The 18,525-nt window shown below is 69.7% G+C and carries 18 protein-coding genes; all 18 read right to left on the bottom strand.

What is annotated here, in order from left to right; genetic code table 11:
• Positions 1–32 precede the first annotated feature (32 nt).
• The 18 genes from ACZ60X_RS13945 to rho all read right to left on the bottom strand — a co-directional run bounded on the left by ACZ60X_RS13945 (position 33) and on the right by rho (position 18,405).
• Complete coding sequence (locus ACZ60X_RS13945; RefSeq protein ID WP_053661428.1) at positions 33–407, bottom strand: F0F1 ATP synthase subunit epsilon; 375 nt, start codon at positions 405–407, stop codon at positions 33–35.
• A gap of 133 nt (positions 408–540) precedes the next feature.
• On the bottom strand, positions 541–1,977 hold the full coding sequence (atpD, locus tag ACZ60X_RS13950; RefSeq protein WP_469597631.1) for a F0F1 ATP synthase subunit beta: 1,437 nt from the start codon (positions 1,975–1,977) through the stop codon (positions 541–543).
• A complete protein-coding gene (locus ACZ60X_RS13955) occupies positions 1,978–2,895 on the bottom strand; it encodes a F0F1 ATP synthase subunit gamma (protein ID WP_469597633.1) in 918 nt (305 codons plus the stop codon).
• A 20-nt stretch (positions 2,896–2,915) separates the two neighbouring features.
• Positions 2,916–4,508, bottom strand: coding sequence for a F0F1 ATP synthase subunit alpha (atpA, locus tag ACZ60X_RS13960; protein WP_469597635.1), 1,593 nt, complete (start codon positions 4,506–4,508; stop codon positions 2,916–2,918).
• 152 nt (positions 4,509–4,660) lie between these two features.
• Entirely contained in the window at positions 4,661–5,476 is an 816-nt protein-coding gene (locus ACZ60X_RS13965) for a F0F1 ATP synthase subunit delta (protein ID WP_469597637.1), read from the bottom strand.
• Entirely contained in the window at positions 5,473–6,024 is a 552-nt protein-coding gene (locus ACZ60X_RS13970) for a F0F1 ATP synthase subunit B (protein WP_469597639.1), read from the bottom strand. The genes ACZ60X_RS13965 and ACZ60X_RS13970 overlap by 4 nt, the downstream gene beginning before the upstream one ends.
• A gap of 39 nt (positions 6,025–6,063) precedes the next feature.
• The gene (gene atpE, locus ACZ60X_RS13975) at positions 6,064–6,312 is read right to left on the bottom strand and encodes an ATP synthase F0 subunit C (protein WP_023546735.1); all 249 of its coding nucleotides are present in this window, start codon (positions 6,310–6,312) and stop codon (positions 6,064–6,066) included.
• Positions 6,313–6,390: 78 nt separating this feature from the next.
• Positions 6,391–7,161, bottom strand: coding sequence for a F0F1 ATP synthase subunit A (atpB, locus tag ACZ60X_RS13980; protein ID WP_469598406.1), 771 nt, complete (start codon positions 7,159–7,161; stop codon positions 6,391–6,393).
• A 273-nt stretch (positions 7,162–7,434) separates the two neighbouring features.
• On the bottom strand, positions 7,435–7,872 hold the full coding sequence (locus tag ACZ60X_RS13985; RefSeq protein WP_469597643.1) for a hypothetical protein: 438 nt from the start codon (positions 7,870–7,872) through the stop codon (positions 7,435–7,437).
• A 304-nt stretch (positions 7,873–8,176) separates the two neighbouring features.
• Positions 8,177–9,499, bottom strand: a complete 1,323-nt coding sequence (locus ACZ60X_RS13990; protein ID WP_469597647.1) for an MraY family glycosyltransferase — start codon at positions 9,497–9,499, stop codon at positions 8,177–8,179.
• Positions 9,500–9,650: 151 nt separating this feature from the next.
• Complete coding sequence (locus ACZ60X_RS13995; RefSeq protein ID WP_469597649.1) at positions 9,651–10,892, bottom strand: serine hydroxymethyltransferase; 1,242 nt, start codon at positions 10,890–10,892, stop codon at positions 9,651–9,653.
• Between the two features lie 324 nt (positions 10,893–11,216).
• Positions 11,217–11,894: an arsenate reductase/protein-tyrosine-phosphatase family protein gene (locus ACZ60X_RS14000; RefSeq protein WP_469597651.1), complete on the bottom strand. Its 678-nt coding sequence runs from the start codon at positions 11,892–11,894 to the stop codon at positions 11,217–11,219.
• On the bottom strand, positions 11,891–12,538 hold the full coding sequence (locus tag ACZ60X_RS14005; RefSeq protein WP_469597654.1) for an L-threonylcarbamoyladenylate synthase: 648 nt from the start codon (positions 12,536–12,538) through the stop codon (positions 11,891–11,893). Before ACZ60X_RS14005 ends, ACZ60X_RS14000 begins: the two co-directional genes overlap by 4 nt.
• Before the next feature lie 52 nt (positions 12,539–12,590).
• Positions 12,591–13,436, bottom strand: coding sequence for a peptide chain release factor N(5)-glutamine methyltransferase (gene prmC, locus ACZ60X_RS14010; protein WP_344348623.1), 846 nt, complete (start codon positions 13,434–13,436; stop codon positions 12,591–12,593).
• 52 nt (positions 13,437–13,488) lie between these two features.
• Positions 13,489–14,562, bottom strand: a complete 1,074-nt coding sequence (prfA, locus tag ACZ60X_RS14015; RefSeq protein WP_469597656.1) for a peptide chain release factor 1 — start codon at positions 14,560–14,562, stop codon at positions 13,489–13,491.
• A 106-nt stretch (positions 14,563–14,668) separates the two neighbouring features.
• On the bottom strand, positions 14,669–14,893 hold the full coding sequence (rpmE, locus tag ACZ60X_RS14020) for a 50S ribosomal protein L31 (RefSeq protein ID WP_019326867.1): 225 nt from the start codon (positions 14,891–14,893) through the stop codon (positions 14,669–14,671).
• A gap of 175 nt (positions 14,894–15,068) precedes the next feature.
• Positions 15,069–16,199 carry an LCP family protein gene (locus ACZ60X_RS14025; RefSeq protein WP_469597660.1) on the bottom strand — a complete coding sequence of 377 codons (1,131 nt, stop codon included), beginning with the start codon at positions 16,197–16,199 and terminating at the stop codon, positions 15,069–15,071.
• A gap of 241 nt (positions 16,200–16,440) precedes the next feature.
• A complete protein-coding gene (gene rho / locus ACZ60X_RS14030) occupies positions 16,441–18,405 on the bottom strand; it encodes a transcription termination factor Rho (protein WP_469597663.1) in 1,965 nt (654 codons plus the stop codon).
• Positions 18,406–18,525: the final 120 nt, after the last annotated feature.

Here is an 18,525-nt window from a genome sequence, read left to right on the forward strand (position 1 = left end):
GCTGAGTCACGCTCACGCACGGCGCGGGGCGGCTAGCTCGCCGCCGCCGCACGAAGACGGACATCCGCGCGGCGCTCGGCGGCGGCGTCGCCCTCCGCCTTCGCGCGCTCCAGCTCCCGCTCCGTGCGCTGGACATCGATCTCGTCCGACAGCTCGGCGATCTCGGCCAGCAGGGACAGCTTGTTGTCCGCGAACGAGACGAAACCGCCGTGCACCGCGGCGACGACCGTTCCACCGTCACTCGTACGGATGGTCACCGGGCCCGACTCCAGCACACCGAGCAGCGGCTGGTGACCGGGCATGACGCCGATGTCGCCGGACGTGGTGCGCGCGACGACCAGGGTGGCCTCGCCGGACCAGACCTGGCGGTCGGCGGCGACCAGCTCGACGTGCAGCTCAGCAGCCAAGGGTGGCTCCTCGGGTCACCACCCGGCAGGGGCGCCGGGTGTTGGGGTCAATTCTAGTAGGCGTGGCGAGAGGGGCCGGACCGCACCCCGGAAGGGTGCGCCCGCGCCCCTCTCACCGGAACTCGGGCCGAGTTCAGGAGACGCCCAGCTCCTTGGCGTTGGCCTTGAGGTCCTCCAGGCCACCGCACATGAAGAACGCCTGCTCCGGGAAGTGGTCGTACTCGCCGTCGCAGATCGCGTTGAACGCCGCGATCGTCTCGTCCAGCGGGACGTCCGAACCGTCCACGCCGGTGAACTGCTTGGCGACGTGGGTGTTCTGGGACAGGAAGCGCTCCACGCGACGGGCACGGTGGACGACGAGCTTGTCCTCCTCGCCCAGTTCGTCGATACCGAGGATCGCGATGATGTCCTGGAGGTCCTTGTACTTCTGCAGGATGTTCTTGACGCGCATGGCGGCGTCGTAGTGGTCCTGCGCGATGTACCGCGGGTCCAGGATGCGGGACGTGGAGTCCAGCGGGTCCACGGCCGGGTAGATGCCCTTCTCGGAGATCGGACGGGACAGAACCGTCGTCGCGTCGAGGTGGGCGAAGGTGGTGGCCGGGGCCGGGTCGGTCAGGTCGTCGGCGGGGACGTAGATCGCCTGCATCGAGGTGATCGAGTGACCGCGGGTCGAGGTGATGCGCTCCTGGAGGAGACCCATCTCGTCGGCCAGGTTCGGCTGGTAGCCCACCGCGGACGGCATGCGGCCGAGCAGCGTGGAGACCTCGGAACCGGCCTGCGTGAAGCGGAAGATGTTGTCGATGAAGAACAGCACGTCCTGCTTCTGGACGTCACGGAAGTACTCGGCCATGGTCAGGCCGGCCAGCGCGACGCGCAGACGGGTGCCCGGGGGCTCGTCCATCTGACCGAAGACCAGGGCGGTCTTGTCGATGACGCCCGAGTCGGTCATCTCCTCGATGAGGTCGTTGCCCTCACGGGTGCGCTCACCGACACCGGCGAACACGGAGACACCGTCGTGGTTGTTGGCGACACGGTAGATCATCTCCTGGATGAGCACCGTCTTGCCGACGCCGGCGCCGCCGAACAGGCCGATCTTGCCGCCCTTGACGTACGGGGTGAGCAGGTCGATGACCTTGACGCCCGTCTCGAACATCTCGGTCTTGGACTCGAGCTCGTCGAAGTTCGGGGCCTTGCGGTGGATCGGCCAGCGCTCGCCGTCGTAGGACTCGTCGACGTTCAGCACCTCACCGAGGGTGTTGAACACCTTGCCCTTGGTGAAGTCGCCGACCGGGACGGAGATGGCGGCGCCCGTGTCGGTCACCGGGGCCTGGCGGACCAGGCCGTCGGTGGGCTGCATGGAGATGGTGCGGACCAGGCCGTCACCCAGGTGCTGGGCGACCTCCAGGGTCAGCGTCTTCTTCGCGCCCTCGTTCGCCGGGTCGGCGACCTCGACGTGCAGGGCGTTGTAGATGTCCGGCATCGCGTCGACGGGGAACTCCACGTCGACGACCGGGCCGATGACCCGGGCGACGCGGCCCGTAGCCGTCGCGGTCTCAACAGTGGTGGTCATTTATCGGTCACTCCCCGCGGTCGCGTCGGCCAGGGCGCTCGCGCCACCGACGATCTCGCTGATTTCCTGGGTGATTTCGGCCTGGCGGGCCGCGTTGGCAAGACGGGAGAGCGTGTTGATCAGCTCGCCCGCGTTGTCGGTGGCCGACTTCATCGCGCGCCGCGTGGCGGCGTGCTTCGAAGCGGCCGACTGGAGCAGCGCGTTGTAGATGCGGCTCTCCACGTAGCGCGGCAGCAGGGCGTCGAGGACGTCCTCCGCCGAGGGCTCGAAGTCGTACAGCGGCAGGATCTCGCCCTTCGGCGCCGCCTCCTGCGCGACCTCTTCGAGACGCAGCGGAAGGAGCCGGGTGTCCAGCGCCGTCTGCGTCATCATCGAGACGAACTCGGTGAAGACGATGTGGAGCTCGTCCACGCCGCCGACGGCCGTGTCCTTCTCGATGGCCTCGATCAGGGGCGCCGCGACCTTCTTGGCGTCCGCGTACGTCGGCTCGTCCGTGAAGCCCGTCCACGACTCCGCGATGGTGCGCTCACGGAAGTTGTAGTGGGCGACACCACGCCGGCCGACGATGTACGTGTCGACCTGCTTGCCCTCGCGCTCCAGGCGCTCGGTCAGCTGCTCCGCCGCCTTGATGGCGTTGGAGTTGAAGGCGCCGGCCAGACCGCGGTCGCTCGTGAGGAGCAGGACCGCGGCACGGGTCGGGTTCTCCGTCTCCGTGGTGAGCGGGTGCTTGGTGTTCGAACCCGTACCGACCGCCGTGACCGCGCGGGTCAGTTCCTGCGCGTACGGCGTGGAGGCCGCCACCTTGCGCTGCGCCTTGACGACGCGCGAGGCGGCGATCATCTCCATCGCCTTGGTGATCTTCTTGGTCGCGGTGACGGATCGGATGCGACGCTTGTAGACCCGGAGCTGGGCTCCCATGAGTCAGGTCCTTCCTTACGTCACTTGGCGGCAGCGGCCGGAGTGTCCTCGCCGAGCAGCTTGCCGTCCGAGGTCTCGAACTGCTTCTTGAACTCCGCCACGGCGTCGTCGATCGCCTGGATCGTGTCGTCCGACATCTTGGCGCCCTCCTTGATGGAGGTCATCAGGCCCTGGTGCTTCCGGTGCAGGAAGTCGATCAGTTCCTTCTCGAAGCGGCGGATGTCCGAGACGGGGACCTCGTCCATCCGGCCGTTGGTGCCGGCCCAGACGGAGACGACCTGGTCCTCGGTGGCCATCGGCTGGTACTGGTCCTGCTTCAGCAGCTCGACCATGCGCTGACCGCGCTCCAGCTGCGCCTTCGAGGCCGCGTCCAGGTCGGAACCGAAGGCGGCGAACGCCTCCAGCTCACGGAACTGGGCGAGGTCCACGCGGAGGCGGCCGGAGACCTGGCGCATCGCCTTGTGCTGCGCGGAACCACCGACTCGGGAGACGGAGATACCGACGTTCAGCGCGGGGCGCTGACCGGCGTTGAACAGGTCCGACTCCAGGAAGCACTGGCCGTCGGTGATGGAGATGACGTTGGTCGGGATGAACGCCGAGACGTCGTTGGCCTTGGTCTCGACGATCGGCAGACCGGTCATCGAGCCGGCGCCCATGTCGTCGGAGAGCTTGGCGCAGCGCTCCAGCAGACGGGAGTGCAGGTAGAAGACGTCACCCGGGTAGGCCTCACGGCCCGGCGGGCGGCGCAGCAGCAGCGACACGGCGCGGTAGGCGTCGGCCTGCTTCGACAGGTCGTCGAAGATGATCAGGACGTGCTTGCCCTCGTACATCCACTGCTGGCCGATGGCCGAACCGGTGTACGGCGCCAGGTACTTGAAGCCGGCCGGGTCGGACGCCGGGGCGGCGACGATGGTCGTGTACTCCAGGGCGCCGTTCTCCTCCAGCGCGCGGCGCACGCCGGCGATGGTGGAGCCCTTCTGGCCGATGGCGACGTAGATGCAGCGGACCTGCTTCTTCGGGTCGCCGGTGCGCCAGTTGTCGCGCTGGTTGATGATCGTGTCGACGGCCAGGGCGGTCTTGCCGGTCTGGCGGTCACCGATGATCAGCTGACGCTGACCGCGGCCGATCGGGGTCATCGCGTCGACGGCCTTGTAGCCGGTCTCCATCGGCTCGTGCACCGACTTGCGCTGCATGACCGTGGGGGCCTGCAGCTCGAGGGCGCGGCGGCCGGACGTCTCGATCTCGCCGAGGCCGTCGATCGGGTTGCCGAGCGGGTCGACGACGCGGCCGAGGTAGCCCTCGCCGACCGCGACGGAGAGGACCTCACCGGTGCGCGTGACCGGCTGACCCTCCTCGATGCCGCTGAACTCACCGAGGACGATGGCACCGATCTCGCGCTCCTCGAGGTTGAGGGCGAGGCCGAGGGTGCCGTCCTCGAACTTCAGCAGTTCGTTGGCCATGGCCGAGGGAAGACCCTCGATCTTCGCGATGCCGTCGCCGGCAAGGGTGACCGTACCGACCTCCTCGCGCGAGGCCGCGTCCGGCTTGTACGACTGGACGAAATTCTCCAGCGCGTCCCGGATCTCCTCCGGCCGGATCGTGAGCTCCGCCATCTGGGTTCCCTGCTCTCCTTGTTGGGCCCGAAGTTTCACTTGGGGGGGATGGGGACTCCCCCCTGTAAGAGGTGAATCCTCTGCACGGCCCAACCAGGGCCGTAAGTACGTACTGCTCTTCTCGAAATATCGAGTTGGTACCGAGTTGCTCGCTAGCTCGCCATGCGGCGGGCGGCGTCGTCCAGCCGGTCCGCGAGGGAGCCGTTGATGACCTCGTCACCGACCTGCACCCGGATGCCGCCGACGACCTCGGGGTCCACGTCCAGGTTGAGGTGCATCGGACGGCCGTAGAGCTTGGCGAGGGCGGCGCCGAGGCGCTGCTTCTGGCCGTCGCTCAGCGGAACCGCCGAGGTGACGACGGCGACCATGCGGTCCCGGCGCTCGGCGGCCAGCTTGGACAGGGACTCCAGTCCCGCTTCCAGGCTACGTCCCCGCGGCGCGGTCACGAGGCGGGCGACCAGACGCTCGGTGGCGGGCTTGGCCCGTCCGCCCAGCAGCCGGTGGACCAGCTCGGTCTTGGCCTGGCGGCCGGCGGTGCGGTTGGTCAGCGCGGCGCGCAGCTCGGTGCTGGAGGAGACGATCCGGCCGAACCGGAACAGCTCGTCCTCGACCTCGTCCAGCGTGCCCCGCTTCTCCGCGGCGGTGAGGTCGGCGATGTCCGCCAGTTCCTCCAGCGCGTCCACCAGGTCGCGGGACTGCGACCAGCGGGCGCGGGCCATCCCGGACACCAGGTCGGCGGTGGGACCGCTGACCTGGCCGCCGATCAGGCGCTGGACCAGCTCCGCCTTGGCCTCCGCCTGCTGCGCCGGGTCGGTGAGGACCCGGCGCAGGCCGGCCTCGCGGTCGAGCAGCGCGGTGACGGCCGCCAGCTCGTCGGCGAGCGATGCGGCGTCCACGGACGTGGAGTCCGTCAGCGCGTCGAGACGCTCACGGGCGGCAGCCAGTGCCTCGCGGCTCGCTCCGTTCATCGCGTGGCCTCGGCCTTCTCCTCGAGCTCGTCGAGGAAGCGGTCGATCACACGGCTCTGGCGGGCGTGGTCCTCGAGGGACTCGCCGACGAGCTTGCCGGCCAGGTCGGTGGCGAGCTTGCCGACATCCTGACGCAGCGTCTGCGCGGCGGCCTTGCGGTCGGCCTCGATCTGGGCGTGACCGGCGGCGACGATCTCCTCGCGCTGCCGCTGGCCCTCGGCCCGCATCTCGGCGATGAGCGCGGCACCCTGCTCCTGCGCCTCCTGGCGCAGGCGCGCGGCCTCGTGCCGGGCCTCGGCGAGCTGTGCCTTGTACTGCTCAAGGACGCTCTGGGCCTCGACCTTCATGGCGTCGGCCTCTTCGATACCGCCTTCGATCGCCGCGCGGCGCTCCTCCAGAACCTTGTTGATGTTCGGAAGCAGCTTCTTCCAGAAGAAGAAGAACACGATGGCGAAGGCGATGGTGCCGACGAGCAGCTCGGGGCCCGGGGGGACGAGCGGGTTCTGCTCGGTCTCCGAGGCCGCCAGCTGTACCAGGTTGGCGATCACATCAGTGCCTTTCGTCGATTCGTGTCAGGTAAGGGGTGATTACTTACCGAACACGAACGGCATAACGATGCCGATGAGGGCGAGCGCCTCACAGAAGGCGAAGCCCAGGATCTGGTTGGCACGGATCAGGCCGGCGGCCTCGGGCTGGCGAGCGAGGGCCTGGGTGCCGTTGCCGAAGATGATGCCGACGCCGATGCCGGGGCCGATCGCAGCGAGGCCGTAGCCGATCGAGCCGACGGAGCCGTGGACACCAGCGGTGGCGGCGAGGGTCTCAAGAGCAGCGGACATGCCGGTTCTTCCTTCTCTTTCATGGACCGGTGGGGGTTGGCCACCGGACGTCTGGGGGTTTGGCGGAGGTGGTTCGGCTCAGTGGTGCTCGGCGAGAGCGCCCTGAACGTAGGAGCAGGCCAGCAGCACGAAGACGTACGCCTGGACGGCCTGGACGAACAGCTCGAAGACGATCAGACCCATCGTCATCACGAACGAGACGCCGGCGCCCACGACCATGTAGCTGTTCAGCAGGTACCAGGAGGCGACGGTGAACATCGCGAGCATCAGGTGACCGGCGAACATGTTGGCGAAGAGCCGGACCGCGTGGGTGAAGGGCCGGACGAGCAGGTTCGAGAAGAACTCGATGACCATGACGAGCGGCAGCACCGCGCCGAGCGACTTGTCGTAGCCCGTGACGTTCTTGAAGAAGCCGACGAAACCGTGCTTCTTGAAGGTCAGCACGACCCAGGTGATGTAGACGACCGCGGCGAGCACGATCGGGTACGCGATGATCGACGACACCGGGAACTGGGCGAGCGGGACGACCTCCCACACGTTCATGATCCAGATGAAGAAGAACAGCGAGACCATGAGGGGGACGTACTTCTCGCCCTCGCGCTTGCCGAGCGTCTCGTACACGATGCCGCGGCGCACGAAGTCGTAGCCGGCCTCACCGATCATCTGGAGCTTGCCCGGGACGACCTTGGCCTTGCCGAAGGCGGCCCAGAAGAAGCCGACGACCAGCACGGTGGTGACGAGCGCCAGCAGGATGACCTTGTTGAACTCGAAGCCGCCGACCGTGAAGAGCGGCTTGAAGAGGAAGGACTGCAGGCCCGGGGCCGGGAAGCCGCACCCGTTGTCGGACATGATCCGACAACTCCAGTCAAAGGCGAGCTGGGTCTGGTCAGCACTCACCGCGGGCTCCTTCGGCGTGACGCATGGGTACGGCAACCTCGTTGTGTCGGCGCGGCGCGCGGCCGCGGATCGGCACCGGACTGGTGTTACGGATGTGGGGGCGGCTGAAGGGCTTCGAGCCTCGCGAATGATCAGGCGTCAGCTCGGATGCCCGCGCCCGCGATGCCGCAGTTGGCACCGGACGATAGCAGGAGATCTCACTAGCCTTTATCCCGCCCCTACCTCTCACGACGACGGCCCTGTCTTCTCGGGCTTCTCGCTCTTCTGGGAGTCCGGGTCGACGTAGAAGATCTTGGCCTTCATGTGTGCGCGAGCCTGCGCGGCCATCCACACGACGGTCGCGACGACGAGCGACACGGCGAACGTCTTCGCGTTGAAGAGGGAGGTGTCCTTGAAGACAGCGACGAAGATCAGGAGGAGGAGCAGCTGGGCCACATAGAGCAACAGGCCCATCATCTGGAACAGCTGCGGGAGCGTTTTTGCCGTCCACTGCAGCACGTAGAGGCCGATTCCCATGAACAGGATGGCCAGCAGAGTGCCGACCGCAGCGCCCAGCGCACCCTTGCCCCCCGCGACCGCGGCGCTCACGGCGACGGCGATCACGCCTGCGACCGCTGTGGGCACAGCGATCCGCAGAAGGTTCCGGGCGTCATTGGACGGCATGGCGGCAACTCCGCTTTCACAAGGGGGCAGGGTGTCGTCATGGACGAGCGTAGTCCCGGGCTGAGTGATCGAGACCTCACACCAATGGACCGTCGCACTACGGTCCTTCGGCTCTATCCGGGGTTCTCGTGAACCGTATCACAAACTATTTGATGCGGTCTTTACCTGGAAGGTGTGCTTGCTGTCACACATGAGAGTGACAGTGCGCGTCTGGGCAAAAACCCCGCCCAGTTGTCTGGTATTAGGGGGCTTTGTTCCCCCATGAGTTGGCAATGCTCTCGTCTGATTCTTACCTTGACCGTCCTCAGCCGCGGTCGGCGAAACGCGAACGGGGGCCGATCGCGGTCGCCCCGTTGACGCCCGAGATCCCGGCCGCGACCGGCGCCCGGCCCGCCGGCTCCTCCGCCTCGCAGGCGCCCTGCGCCACGGCGGCCTCCGCCGCCGCCTCGGCCGCCCGGCGCCGGCGCCGGTAGCGCGGCGGTACGAAGGCCTGCGCCCACACCGGCACGCGCGGGGTGAAGCGCGGGAGCAGCAGCAGGACCAGGCCGACCGCGCTGAGGAAGACGATGCCGAGCACGATCCACATGGACGCCGAGTTGACCGAGTACCCCAGTGCTCCGAAGGCGATCAGGGCCGACCAGAAGTACATGATCAGCACGGCCCGGCTGTGCGAGTGGCCGATCTCCAGCAGCCGGTGGTGCAGGTGCCCGCGGTCGGCGGCGAACGGCGACTGGCCGCGCCAGGTGCGGCGCACGATCGCGAGGACCAGGTCCGCGGCCGGTACGGCGATGATCGTCAGCGGGAGCAGCAGCGGGATGTAGACCGGCACCGTCTGGTGCACGGCGGCCTTCTCCGAACCCGTGAACAGGGCCAGGGCGTCGGGGTCCACCTGACCCGTGATCGAGATGGCGCCGGCCGCCAGCACCAGGCCGATCAGCATCGAGCCGGAGTCGCCCATGAAGATCCGCGCGGGGTGCATGTTGTGCGGCAGGAAGCCGAGGCACATGCCCATCAGGATCGCCGCGAACAGGGTGCCGGGAGCGGCGGCCTCGATGCCGTACGAGTACCAGATCCGGTACGAGTAGAGGAAGAACGCCGCCGCCGCGATGCAGACCATGCCGGCCGCGAGGCCGTCGAGGCCGTCGACGAAGTTCACGGCGTTGATCGTGATGACGACGAGCGCGACGGTCAGCAGGGTGCCCTGCCACTGGGTCAGCGCCACGTTGCCGACGCCCGGGATGGGCAGCCACAGGATCGTCAGACCCTGCATGACCATGACCCCGGCGGCGATCATCTGGCCGCCCAGCTTGATCAGCGCGTCGATCTCGAACTTGTCGTCCAGGACGCCGATCAGCCAGATCAGCGCGGCCCCGGAGAGCAGGGCCCGCGGCTCGTTCGACTTCGCGAAGACCTCGTTGAGGTTGGTCAGGTGGTCCGCGACGAGCAGCCCCGCGCACAGGCCGAAGAACATGGCGATACCGCCGAGGCGCGGAGTCGGTTCCCGGTGCACGTCACGGGCCCTGATCTCCGGCATCGCCCCGGCCACGATCGCGAACTTCCGTACCGGCCCTGTCAGCAGGTACGTCACCGCGGCCGTGATGCAGAGCGTCAGCAGGTATTCACGCACGGGCTTCCCCACAGGTCTCGCTGGCCATCACAGCCCCACACCCTAGCGATGGACGTATATGGATGGGGACTTCCGGGTAGCGACGATGGTTGCACGTGTGGCTGTGGGCCACGCCGCACTCCAGGGTGTACGGGGCAGCGCCTGCCCCCGTTCAGCCCGGATACGGCGGAAAATCACCCGTGAGTTCGCGCACGTCCTCCCGCGTCCGGGCGGGGTCGGCCTCGCCCCGCAGCACGGCCGCCATCGAGGCGGCGATCCGGCGCATCTCCGGCTCGCCCATGCCCTGGCTGGTCACCGCGGCCGTGCCCAGGCGCAGGCCCCGGCCGTCGCCGTGGGGCAGCACACAGCAGTCGAGGACGATCCCGGCGGCGGCGAGCCGGCCGCGGGCGGCGCGGCCGTCGACGCCGAGCGGGGCGGGGTCGACGGTGATCAGATGGGTGTCGGTGCCGCCGGTGGTGACCGCGAACCCCTCCGCCGCCAGCAGACCGGCCAGCGCGCGGGCGTTGGCGACCACCTGATGGGCGTACGCGGCGAATGCCGGTGTCGCCGCCTCGCCGAACGCGACGGCCTTGGCGGCGATGGTGTGCATCTGGGCGCCGCCCTGGGTGAAGGGGAACACGGCCCGGTCGATGCGCTCGGCCAGCTCCGGGGTGCCGCACAGGATCATGCCGCCGCGCGGCCCGCGCAGCACCTTGTGGGTCGTCGCGCACACGACATCGGCGTACGGCACCGGGTTCGGCGCCGCTCCCCCGGCCACGAGCCCGATCGGATGCGCGGCGTCGGCGATCAGGTAGGCCCCGACCTCGTCGGCGACCTCGCGGAAGAAGGCGTAGTCGATGTGGCGGGGGTACGCGATCGATCCGCACACGATGGCTTTCGGCCGGTGGTTGCGCGCCAGGTGGCGGACCTGGTCGTGATCCATGAGCCCGGTCTCCGCGTCGACCCCGTACCCCACGAAGTCGAACCAGCGCCCGGAGAAGTTCGCGGGCGAGCCGTGGGTGAGGTGGCCGCCGTAGTGCAGGCCGAGGGCGAGGACGGTGTCGCCGGGGCGCAGCAGGGCGGCGTAGGCGGCCAGCACGGCCGAGGAGCCCGAGTGGGCCTGGACGTTGGCGTGGGCGGCCCCGAACAGCGCCATGGCCCGCTCCACGGCGAGCCGCTCGGCGACGTCGACCAGTTCGCAGCCGCCGTGGTGCCGGGCGCCGGGATAGCCCTCGGCGTACTTGTTGGAGAGCGCCGAGCCGAGTGCCGCCAGCACGGCGGGCGAGGCGAAGTTCTCGGCGGCGATCAGCTGCAGCGAGGTCGACTGCCGGCGCAGTTCACCGAGGAGGATCTCCGCCAGCTCGGGGTCCTGTTGCCGCAGGACATCGGTCGGGAGGGCAGGGGTGACCGACATGGCGGGCTCCCGGAGCGGTCGACGGTGACGTAGGTCCAATGTAGGCCCGGCCCCCGCCACCCGCGCGACCTCACACCCGCTCACGCGCCCTGCACCCGCACCGGCACCGGCACCCGGACAGCGGCCTCCGGCAGCGGCACGGCACCGGGCTCGAGCGAGCGGAAGAACGTCAGCGGCGCCCCGTCCGGACGGCGGCTCTGCGGGACACCGTCCTGAGGCGGCGGCAGGGTGGCGGGGACCCGTTCTCGGCGCGCCTCTCGCGCTCGCTCGCTCGATCCCGGGGTGCCTCCCGGCGGCCTGCGACCGCCGGCCCAGCCACGCGGCTCACGCCCGCGCCGGCACCCCCGTCAGTGCCGTCACCACCGGGTCCAGCGCCTGGTGTATCTCACCGCCGACAGAGCGGAAGAACGTCAGCGGCGCGCCGTACGGGTCGTACACCTCGTCCGCCTCCACCGTGGGCGCCAGCAGCCACCCCCGCAGAGCCGCCGCCGCCCGGACCAGAGCACGCGCCCGCATCACCACACCGTCCTCCAGCGGCGGCAGAGTGGCGGGATCTATCGCGCGGACCAGGCGGGTGAACTCCTTCAGGGTGAAGGTGCGCAGCCCCGCCGAATGGCCCATGGAGATGACCTGGGCGCGGTGGTCCCGGGTGGCGGTCAGGACGAGGTCGGCGCGGATGACGTGCTCGTCGAGCAGTTCCCGGCCGACGAAGCCGGAGGCGTCCGCGCCGAACTCCGCCAGGACCGCCTCCGCGTTGGCCTCCATCGGCGCGCCCTCGTGGCCCCAGGTCCCCGCGCTCTCCACGATCAGCCCGCCGCCGAGCACACCGAGGCGCTCGGCGACGAAATGGCGGGTCAGCCGCTCGGTGATCGGCGAGCGGCACACATTGCCGGTGCTGACGTGGAGGATGCGGAAGGTGTCGCGCGGAAAGCCGAACGTCGTCGTCTGCTCCGCCTCACGTTCTCCGATGCCTATGCCACGCCCCGTCTCAGGGGCCGTCAATTCGCCACCTCGAGGTCGGGTACCACCTTGCGCAGCTCCTCGGCGGACAGGGCGCCCTCGCGCAGCAGCACGGGCACGGCACGGCTGACGTCCACGATGGAGGACGGCACGTTGGCCGGGGTCGGGCCGCCGTCGAGGTAGACGGAGACGGAGTCGCCGAGCATGTCCTGGGCGGCGTCGCAGTTCTCCGGCGCCGGGTGCCCGGTGAGGTTCGCCGACGACACCGCCATCGGGCCGACCTCGGTGAGCAGTTCGATCGCGACGGGGTGCAGCGGCATGCGGACGGCGACCGTGCCCCGGGTGTCGCCCAGGTCCCACTGGAGCGAGGGCTGGTGCTTGGCGACCAGCGTCAGGGCGCCCGGCCAGAAGGCGTCGACCAGTTCCCAGGCCAGCTCGGAGAAGTCCGTGACGAGGCCGTGCAGGGTGTTCGGGGAGCCGATGAGGACAGGGGTGGGCATGGTCCGGCCCCGGCCCTTGGCGGCGAGCAGATCGGCGACGGCCTCCGAGGAGAACGCGTCGGCGCCGATGCCGTACACCGTGTCGGTCGGCAGCACCACCAGCTCGCCCCGGCGGACGGCGGACGCGGCTTCGCGCAGACCCGTCGCGCGGTCGGTCGCGTCGTTGGTGTCGTATCGCCGTGCCATCTTTAGCGGGCCTCCTCGTACACGTACTGCGGGCTGGAAGTCAGGGGGACGCTCACGGCAGCGCCTTGCGGGCGGTCGCGAAGCGGGGGCGGTTGTTGAGGTCGGGGTGATCGGCCGCGTCGGCCCAGCCCCGCTCCTCGGTGAAGATCCACGGCACCTGGCCGCCCTGGGTGTCGGCGTGCTCGATCACGACGACCCCGCCGGGGCGCAGCAGCCGGTGCGCGGTGCGTTCGATGCCGCGGATCAGGTCGAGACCGTCCTCGCCGGAGAACAGCGCCAGCTCCGGGTCGTAGTCGCGGGCCTCGGGGGCGACGTACTCCCACTCGGTGAGCGGGATGTACGGCGGGTTGGAGATGACGAGGTCGACCTGGCCGTCGAGATCGGGGAAGGCCGTCAGCGCGTCGCCCTGGCGCAGGTCGACCCTGGAGCCCGCCATGTTCTTGCGGGTCCACACCAGGGCGTCCTCGGACAGCTCCACCGCGTGCACGCGCGAGCGCGGCACCTCCTGGGCGAGCGCGAGCGCGATGGCGCCCGAGCCGGTGCACAGGTCGACGATGCAGGGCTCGACGACGTCCATGGCGCGCACGGCGTCTATGGCCCACCCGACCACGGACTCGGTCTCCGGCCGGGGCACGAACACGCCCGGTCCGACCTGGAGTTCCAGGTACCGGAAGTAGGCCCGCCCGGTGATGTGCTGGAGCGGCTCGCGCTGCTCGCGCCGGGCGATGACCTCCCAGTACCGGGCGTCGAAGTCGGCGTCCTTCACGGAGTGCAGTTGGCCGCGCTTCACCCCGTGCACGAACGCGGCCAGCTCCTCCGCGTCGTTGCGCGGCGAGGGCACGCCGGCGTCGGCCAGCCGCTGGGTGGCCTGGGCCACCTCCGCGAGCAGCAGGTTCACGCGAGTCCTCCGTGTCGTGCGGGTGCTTTACGTCCGTCGCTGCGAACGTGTCTTACGCGGCTGCCAGCTTCGCCGCCGAGTCGGCGTCGACGCAGGCCTGGATCACCGCGTCGAGGTCGCCGTCCAGGACCTGGTCCAGGTTGTACGCCTTGAAGCCGACGCGGTGGTCGGAGATGCGGTTCTCCGGGAAGTTGTAGGTGCGGATCTTCTCGGAGCGGTCGACGGTGCGGACCTGGCTGCGGCGGGCGTCCGCGGCCTCCCGCTCGGCCTCCTCCTGCGCCATGGCGAGCAGCCTGGAGCGCAGGATCCGCAGGGCCTGCTCCTTGTTCTGGAGCTGGCTCTTCTCGTTCTGGCAGGAGGCGACGACGCCGGTGGGCAGGTGGGTGATGCGCACGGCGGAGTCGGTGGTGTTGACGGACTGGCCGCCGGGGCCGGAGGACCGGTAGACGTCGATGCGCAGGTCGCCCGGGTTGATCTCCACGTCCACCTCCTCGGCCTCGGGGGTGACGAGGACGCCGGCGGCGGAGGTGTGGATACGGCCCTGGGACTCGGTGGCCGGCACGCGCTGCACGCGGTGCACGCCGCCCTCGTACTTCAGCCGGGCCCACACGCCCTGGCCGGGCTCCGGGGCCTGGCCGCCCTTGGTCTTCACCGCGACCTGGACGTCCTTGTAACCGCCCAGCTCGGACTCGGTGGCGTCGATGATCTCGGTCTTCCAGCCGACGCGCTCGGCGTAGCGCAGGTACATGCGCAGCAGGTCGCCGGCGAACAGGGCCGACTCGTCCCCGCCCGCGCCCGCCTTGATCTCCAGGATGACGTCCTTGTCGTCGCTGGGGTCGCGCGGGATCAGCAGGAAGCGGAGCCTCTCGGTCAGCTCCTCGCGCTGCTTCTCCAGCTCCTTGACCTCGGCGGCGAAGTCGGGGTCGTCGGCCGCCAGCTCGCGCGCGGTCTCCATGTCGTCCCCGGACTGCTTCCAGGAGCGGTACGTGGCGACGATCGGGGTCAGCTCGGCGTAGCGCTTGTTCAGCTTGCGCGCGTGTCCCTGGTCGGCGTGGACCGACGGGTCGGCGAGCTTCTTCTCCAGGTCGGCGTGCTCGGCGACGAGCTCCTCGACGGCCTCGAACATCTTTCGGCTCCTGTACTGCGGTGAAGGGAAGGGCGGGCGACCAAAAACGCCGGTCCCGGGCACACCCTCGCGAGGGTGTGGCCGTGGACCGGCGAATGGGGGCTCGCTACTTCTTGGAGCCGGCGGCAGCCTTGCCGAAGCGGGCCTCGAAGCGGGCCACACGGCCACCGGTGTCGAGGATCTTCTGCTTGCCCGTGTAGAACGGGTGGCACTCGGAGCAGACCTCGGCCCGGATGGTGCCGGACTCGATGGTGCTGCGGGTGGTGAACGACGCGCCGCAGGTGCAGCTGACCTGCGTCTCGACGTACTCGGGGTGGATGTCGCGCTTCAAGGGTTTCTCCTAGGTTCCGGGAGGGCGCCGGGTCGCAGCCGCGGGATGCGGGCGCGTGAACCGGAGCCGACGTACCAGTCTGCCAGGACTGGGGCCATCCCCCAAAACCGGGACCCGTCGCCGTCTATTCCCGGGGGTGCTGCGGCCGTTTCCCCGGGGGTGCCGGGGCCGCTCGTCAGCCGCTCACCACGCCCTTGGCCTCACCCGTGGCCGTGCCCTGCGTCGCCGCCCTGGGGATCGGCCGGTCGTTCTTCAGGGCGGTCCAGACGAGCCGGGCCTTGGACCGCTCGACCAGGACGCGGTTGGGGTTCGCCGGGTCGTACTGGACCGGCATGGTGATCATGCTCATGTTCTTCGCGCCGATGCCCTTGAGACCGTTGGCGAAGTCGATCAGGGAGTTGACCGAGCCCAGGTCGGAGTCGGTGGTGACGGACTTGGTGGCGGTGTCGGCGAGGTCGTACAGCTTCTTGGGGTTGCTGAACACGCCGACGTTCCTGACCTGGTCGATCAGGGCCTTGACGAAGGCCTGCTGGAGCTGGATGCGGCCGAGGTCGGAGCCGTCGCCGACGCCGTGCCGGGTGCGCACCAGCCCGAGGGCCTGCCGGCCGTCGAGGGTGTGGGTGCCGGCCTGGAGGGTCAGGTGGCTCCGCGGGTCGTCGATGTTCCTCGTCGTCGTGACCGGGACGCCGCCGAGGTCGTCGATGAGCTTCTGGAAGCCCTGGAAGTCGACCTCCAGGTAGTGGTCCATGCGGATGCCCGTCATCGACTCGACGGTCTTCACGGCACAGGCCGCGCCGCCGGTGGAGTACGCCTCGTTGAACATCGAGCCGTACGCGGCGGGGTGGCTGTGCCCGCCGGTGTCGGTGCACTGGGGGCGGTCGACGAGGGTGTCGCGGGGGATGGAGACCACCCCGGCCTTCTTGTGGCCCTCGTAGACGTGGACGATCATCGCCGTGTCGGAGCGGGCGCTGCCGTCGTCGGTGCCGCCGCCGAGGTTCTTGTTGGAGCCGGAGCGGCTGTCCGAGCCGAGGACCAGGATGTTCTCGGAGCCGTTGTCGATCTTCGTGGGCCGGTCACCGCCGAGGGCCTGGTTGATGTCGACGCTGTGGATGTTGCCGTTGAGCTTGAAGTACACGTACCCGGCTCCGGCACCGCCGAGGACGACCACACCCGCGGCGGTCCAGCCCATGACCCGCAGGGCCTTGCGGCCGTTGCCGGGGGCCTTGCGGCGGCGGCCCTTGCCCCGGCGGGGCGCTGCCCCGTCCGGCTCGGGTATGACGGGCTCCGGCGTGCTCTGGGCGGACACATCGCTCCTCGGTCTCGTCGGTCGGTTACCCCCTGCTTTCAGGGTCGGGCGGTCGTCACCGCTCCATCGTCGCTCCGTAGGGTCAGACGGAGAAACTCGGGAAAGAGTTGCACAACGCAGAGTGCCCATCGCGTGGCGCGATGGGCACTCTGCGTAGTCATTCCTGGTGATCGACCACCAGGAGCGTTGTGGCACAGATCTCGGTTGTGACGTTTCCGACGCTTCTGTACCGGATCCGTTCCTAGTCGCCGTTGCCGGGCGTCGGCGTCGTCTTCTGGATCTGCATCAGGAACTCGACGTTCGACTTGGTCTGCTTCATCTTGTCGAGGAGCAGCTCGATCGCCTGCTGCTGGTCCAGCGCGTGCAGGACGCGGCGCAGCTTCCAGACGATGCCCAGCTCCTCGGCACCGAGCAGGATCTCCTCCTTGCGGGTACCGGAGGCGTCCACGTCCACGGCCGGGAAGATGCGCTTGTCGGCGAGCTTCCGGTCGAGCTTCAGCTCCATGTTGCCGGTGCCCTTGAACTCCTCGAAGATCACCTCGTCCATGCGGGACCCGGTGTCCACCAGGGCGGTGGCGAGGATGGTCAGCGAGCCGCCGTCCTCGATGTTGCGGGCCGCACCGAAGAACCGCTTCGGCGGGTAGAGGGCCGTGGAGTCGACACCACCGGACAGGATGCGGCCGGAGGCCGGCGCCGCCAGGTTGTAGGCGCGGCCCAGACGCGTGATGGAGTCCAGCAGGACGACCACGTCGTGACCCAGCTCGACCAGGCGCTTGGCACGCTCGATGGCCAGCTCGGCGACCGTCGTGTGGTCCTCGGCCGGGCGGTCGAAGGTCGAGGAGATGACCTCGCCCTTGACCGACCGCTGCATGTCGGTGACCTCTTCCGGACGCTCGTCGACGAGGACGACCATCAGGTGGCACTCGGGGTTGTTGTGCGTGATCGCGTTGGCGATCGCCTGCATGATCATGGTCTTGCCGGTCTTCGGCGGGGCCACGATCAGACCGCGCTGGCCCTTACCGATCGGCGACACCAGGTCGATGATGCGGGTGGTGAGCACGCCCGGGTCCGTCTCCAGGCGGAGGCGGTCCTGCGGGTAGAGCGGGGTCAGCTTGTTGAACTCCGGTCGGCCGCGGCCGTGTTCGGGCGCCATGCCGTTGACGGAGTCGAGGCGGACCAGCGCGTTGAACTTCTCGCGGCGCTCGCCCTCCTTCGGCTGGCGGACCGCACCGGTGACGTGGTCGCCCTTGCGCAGGCCGTTCTTGCGGACCTGGGCGAGGGAGACGTACACGTCGTTCGGACCGGGGAGGTAGCCGGAGGTCCGGATGAAGGCGTAGTTGTCGAGGATGTCCAGGATGCCCGCGACCGGGATCAGGACGTCGTCCTCGGCGAGCTGCGGCTCGGCGATCTCGTCGCGGCCGCGACGGCCACGGCGGTCGCGGTAGCGGCCGCGACGGCCGCGACGGCCGCCCTCGAAGTCGTCGTCGTCCTGCTGCCGGTCCTGGCGGCCGCCCTGCTGCTGGCCCTGCTGCTGACGCTGCTGGCCGCCCTGCTGGTCGTCGCCCTTGTTGCGGCGGTCACGGTCACGGCCGCGCTCGCGACGGTCACGGCGGCCACGGCCCTCGCCGTCACCGGCGTCGCCCTTCGCGCCCTCGCCCTGCGGCTGCTGGGCGGTGCTCACCGGGGTCTCGGCCTTGGGCTCGGCCTTCGCCTCGGCTGCGGCGGTCTCCGCGCCGCTCGCGGTGGGGCTGCCGGCCTCGGCGGTGGCCCGGCGGCGCCGGCGCTCGGTGGGGGCGTCGTCGGACGCCGGCTGGCCGGGGATCTCGATCTGCTGCTGGGCCACGGCCTTCTCCGCCGGGGCCGCGGCCTTCTTCTCGCCGTCGGCGGCGACCTCACCCGTACGGGCCTTGGAGGTGGCGCGGCGCTTGGGCTTGGTCTCGGCGGCGGCCTCGGCCTTGGGGGTGGCTCCCCCGGCGGCCTGCGCCTCCTTGATGACCTCGATCAGCTGGCTCTTGCGCATCCGCGCGGTGCCCCTGATGCCGAGGCCCGAGGCGACCTGTTGCAGCTCGGCCAGCACCATGCCCTCGAGGCCGGTACCGCGGCGCCGCCGGGAGCCGGCACCGGTGGCAGGCGCGGAGGCGTCCGTGGCGGGCGCGGCAGCGGTCTCGTCGACACGTGCGCCCATCAGATCGGTGGTGTCGCTCACGAAGGGTCCTTCCCTGGAGCGGACGTCGGCCTGTCTGGCTCGGCGACCGGTTGTGCTGTCCGGCTACGGTTCTGTCTTCTGTGAACCGCGCCGGGGCGGTGGTCCGCCAAAGCGGCGGAA

It is taken from the genome of Streptomyces sp. NPDC104106, assembly GCF_055584345.1.

Bases quoted from the DNA above. Each gene is read 5' to 3' on its own strand.
- atpD (WP_469597631.1), bottom strand. From the start codon at position 1,977: ATGACCACCACTGTTGAGACCGCGACGGCTACGGGCCGCGTCGCCCGG.
- ACZ60X_RS13955 (WP_469597633.1), bottom strand. From the start codon at position 2,895: ATGGGAGCCCAGCTCCGGGTCTACAAGCGTCGCATCCGATCCGTCACC.
- atpA (WP_469597635.1), bottom strand. From the start codon at position 4,508: ATGGCGGAGCTCACGATCCGGCCGGAGGAGATCCGGGACGCGCTGGAG.
- ACZ60X_RS13965 (WP_469597637.1), bottom strand. From the start codon at position 5,476: ATGAACGGAGCGAGCCGCGAGGCACTGGCTGCCGCCCGTGAGCGTCTC.
- atpE (WP_023546735.1), bottom strand. From the start codon at position 6,312: ATGTCCGCTGCTCTTGAGACCCTCGCCGCCACCGCTGGTGTCCACGGC.
- atpB (WP_469598406.1), bottom strand. From the start codon at position 7,161: ATGTCCGACAACGGGTGCGGCTTCCCGGCCCCGGGCCTGCAGTCCTTC.
- ACZ60X_RS13985 (WP_469597643.1), bottom strand. From the start codon at position 7,872: ATGCCGTCCAATGACGCCCGGAACCTTCTGCGGATCGCTGTGCCCACA.
- ACZ60X_RS13995 (WP_469597649.1), bottom strand. From the start codon at position 10,892: ATGTCGGTCACCCCTGCCCTCCCGACCGATGTCCTGCGGCAACAGGAC.
- ACZ60X_RS14005 (WP_469597654.1), bottom strand. From the start codon at position 12,538: ATGGCACGGCGATACGACACCAACGACGCGACCGACCGCGCGACGGGT.
- prfA (WP_469597656.1), bottom strand. From the start codon at position 14,562: ATGTTCGAGGCCGTCGAGGAGCTCGTCGCCGAGCACGCCGACCTGGAG.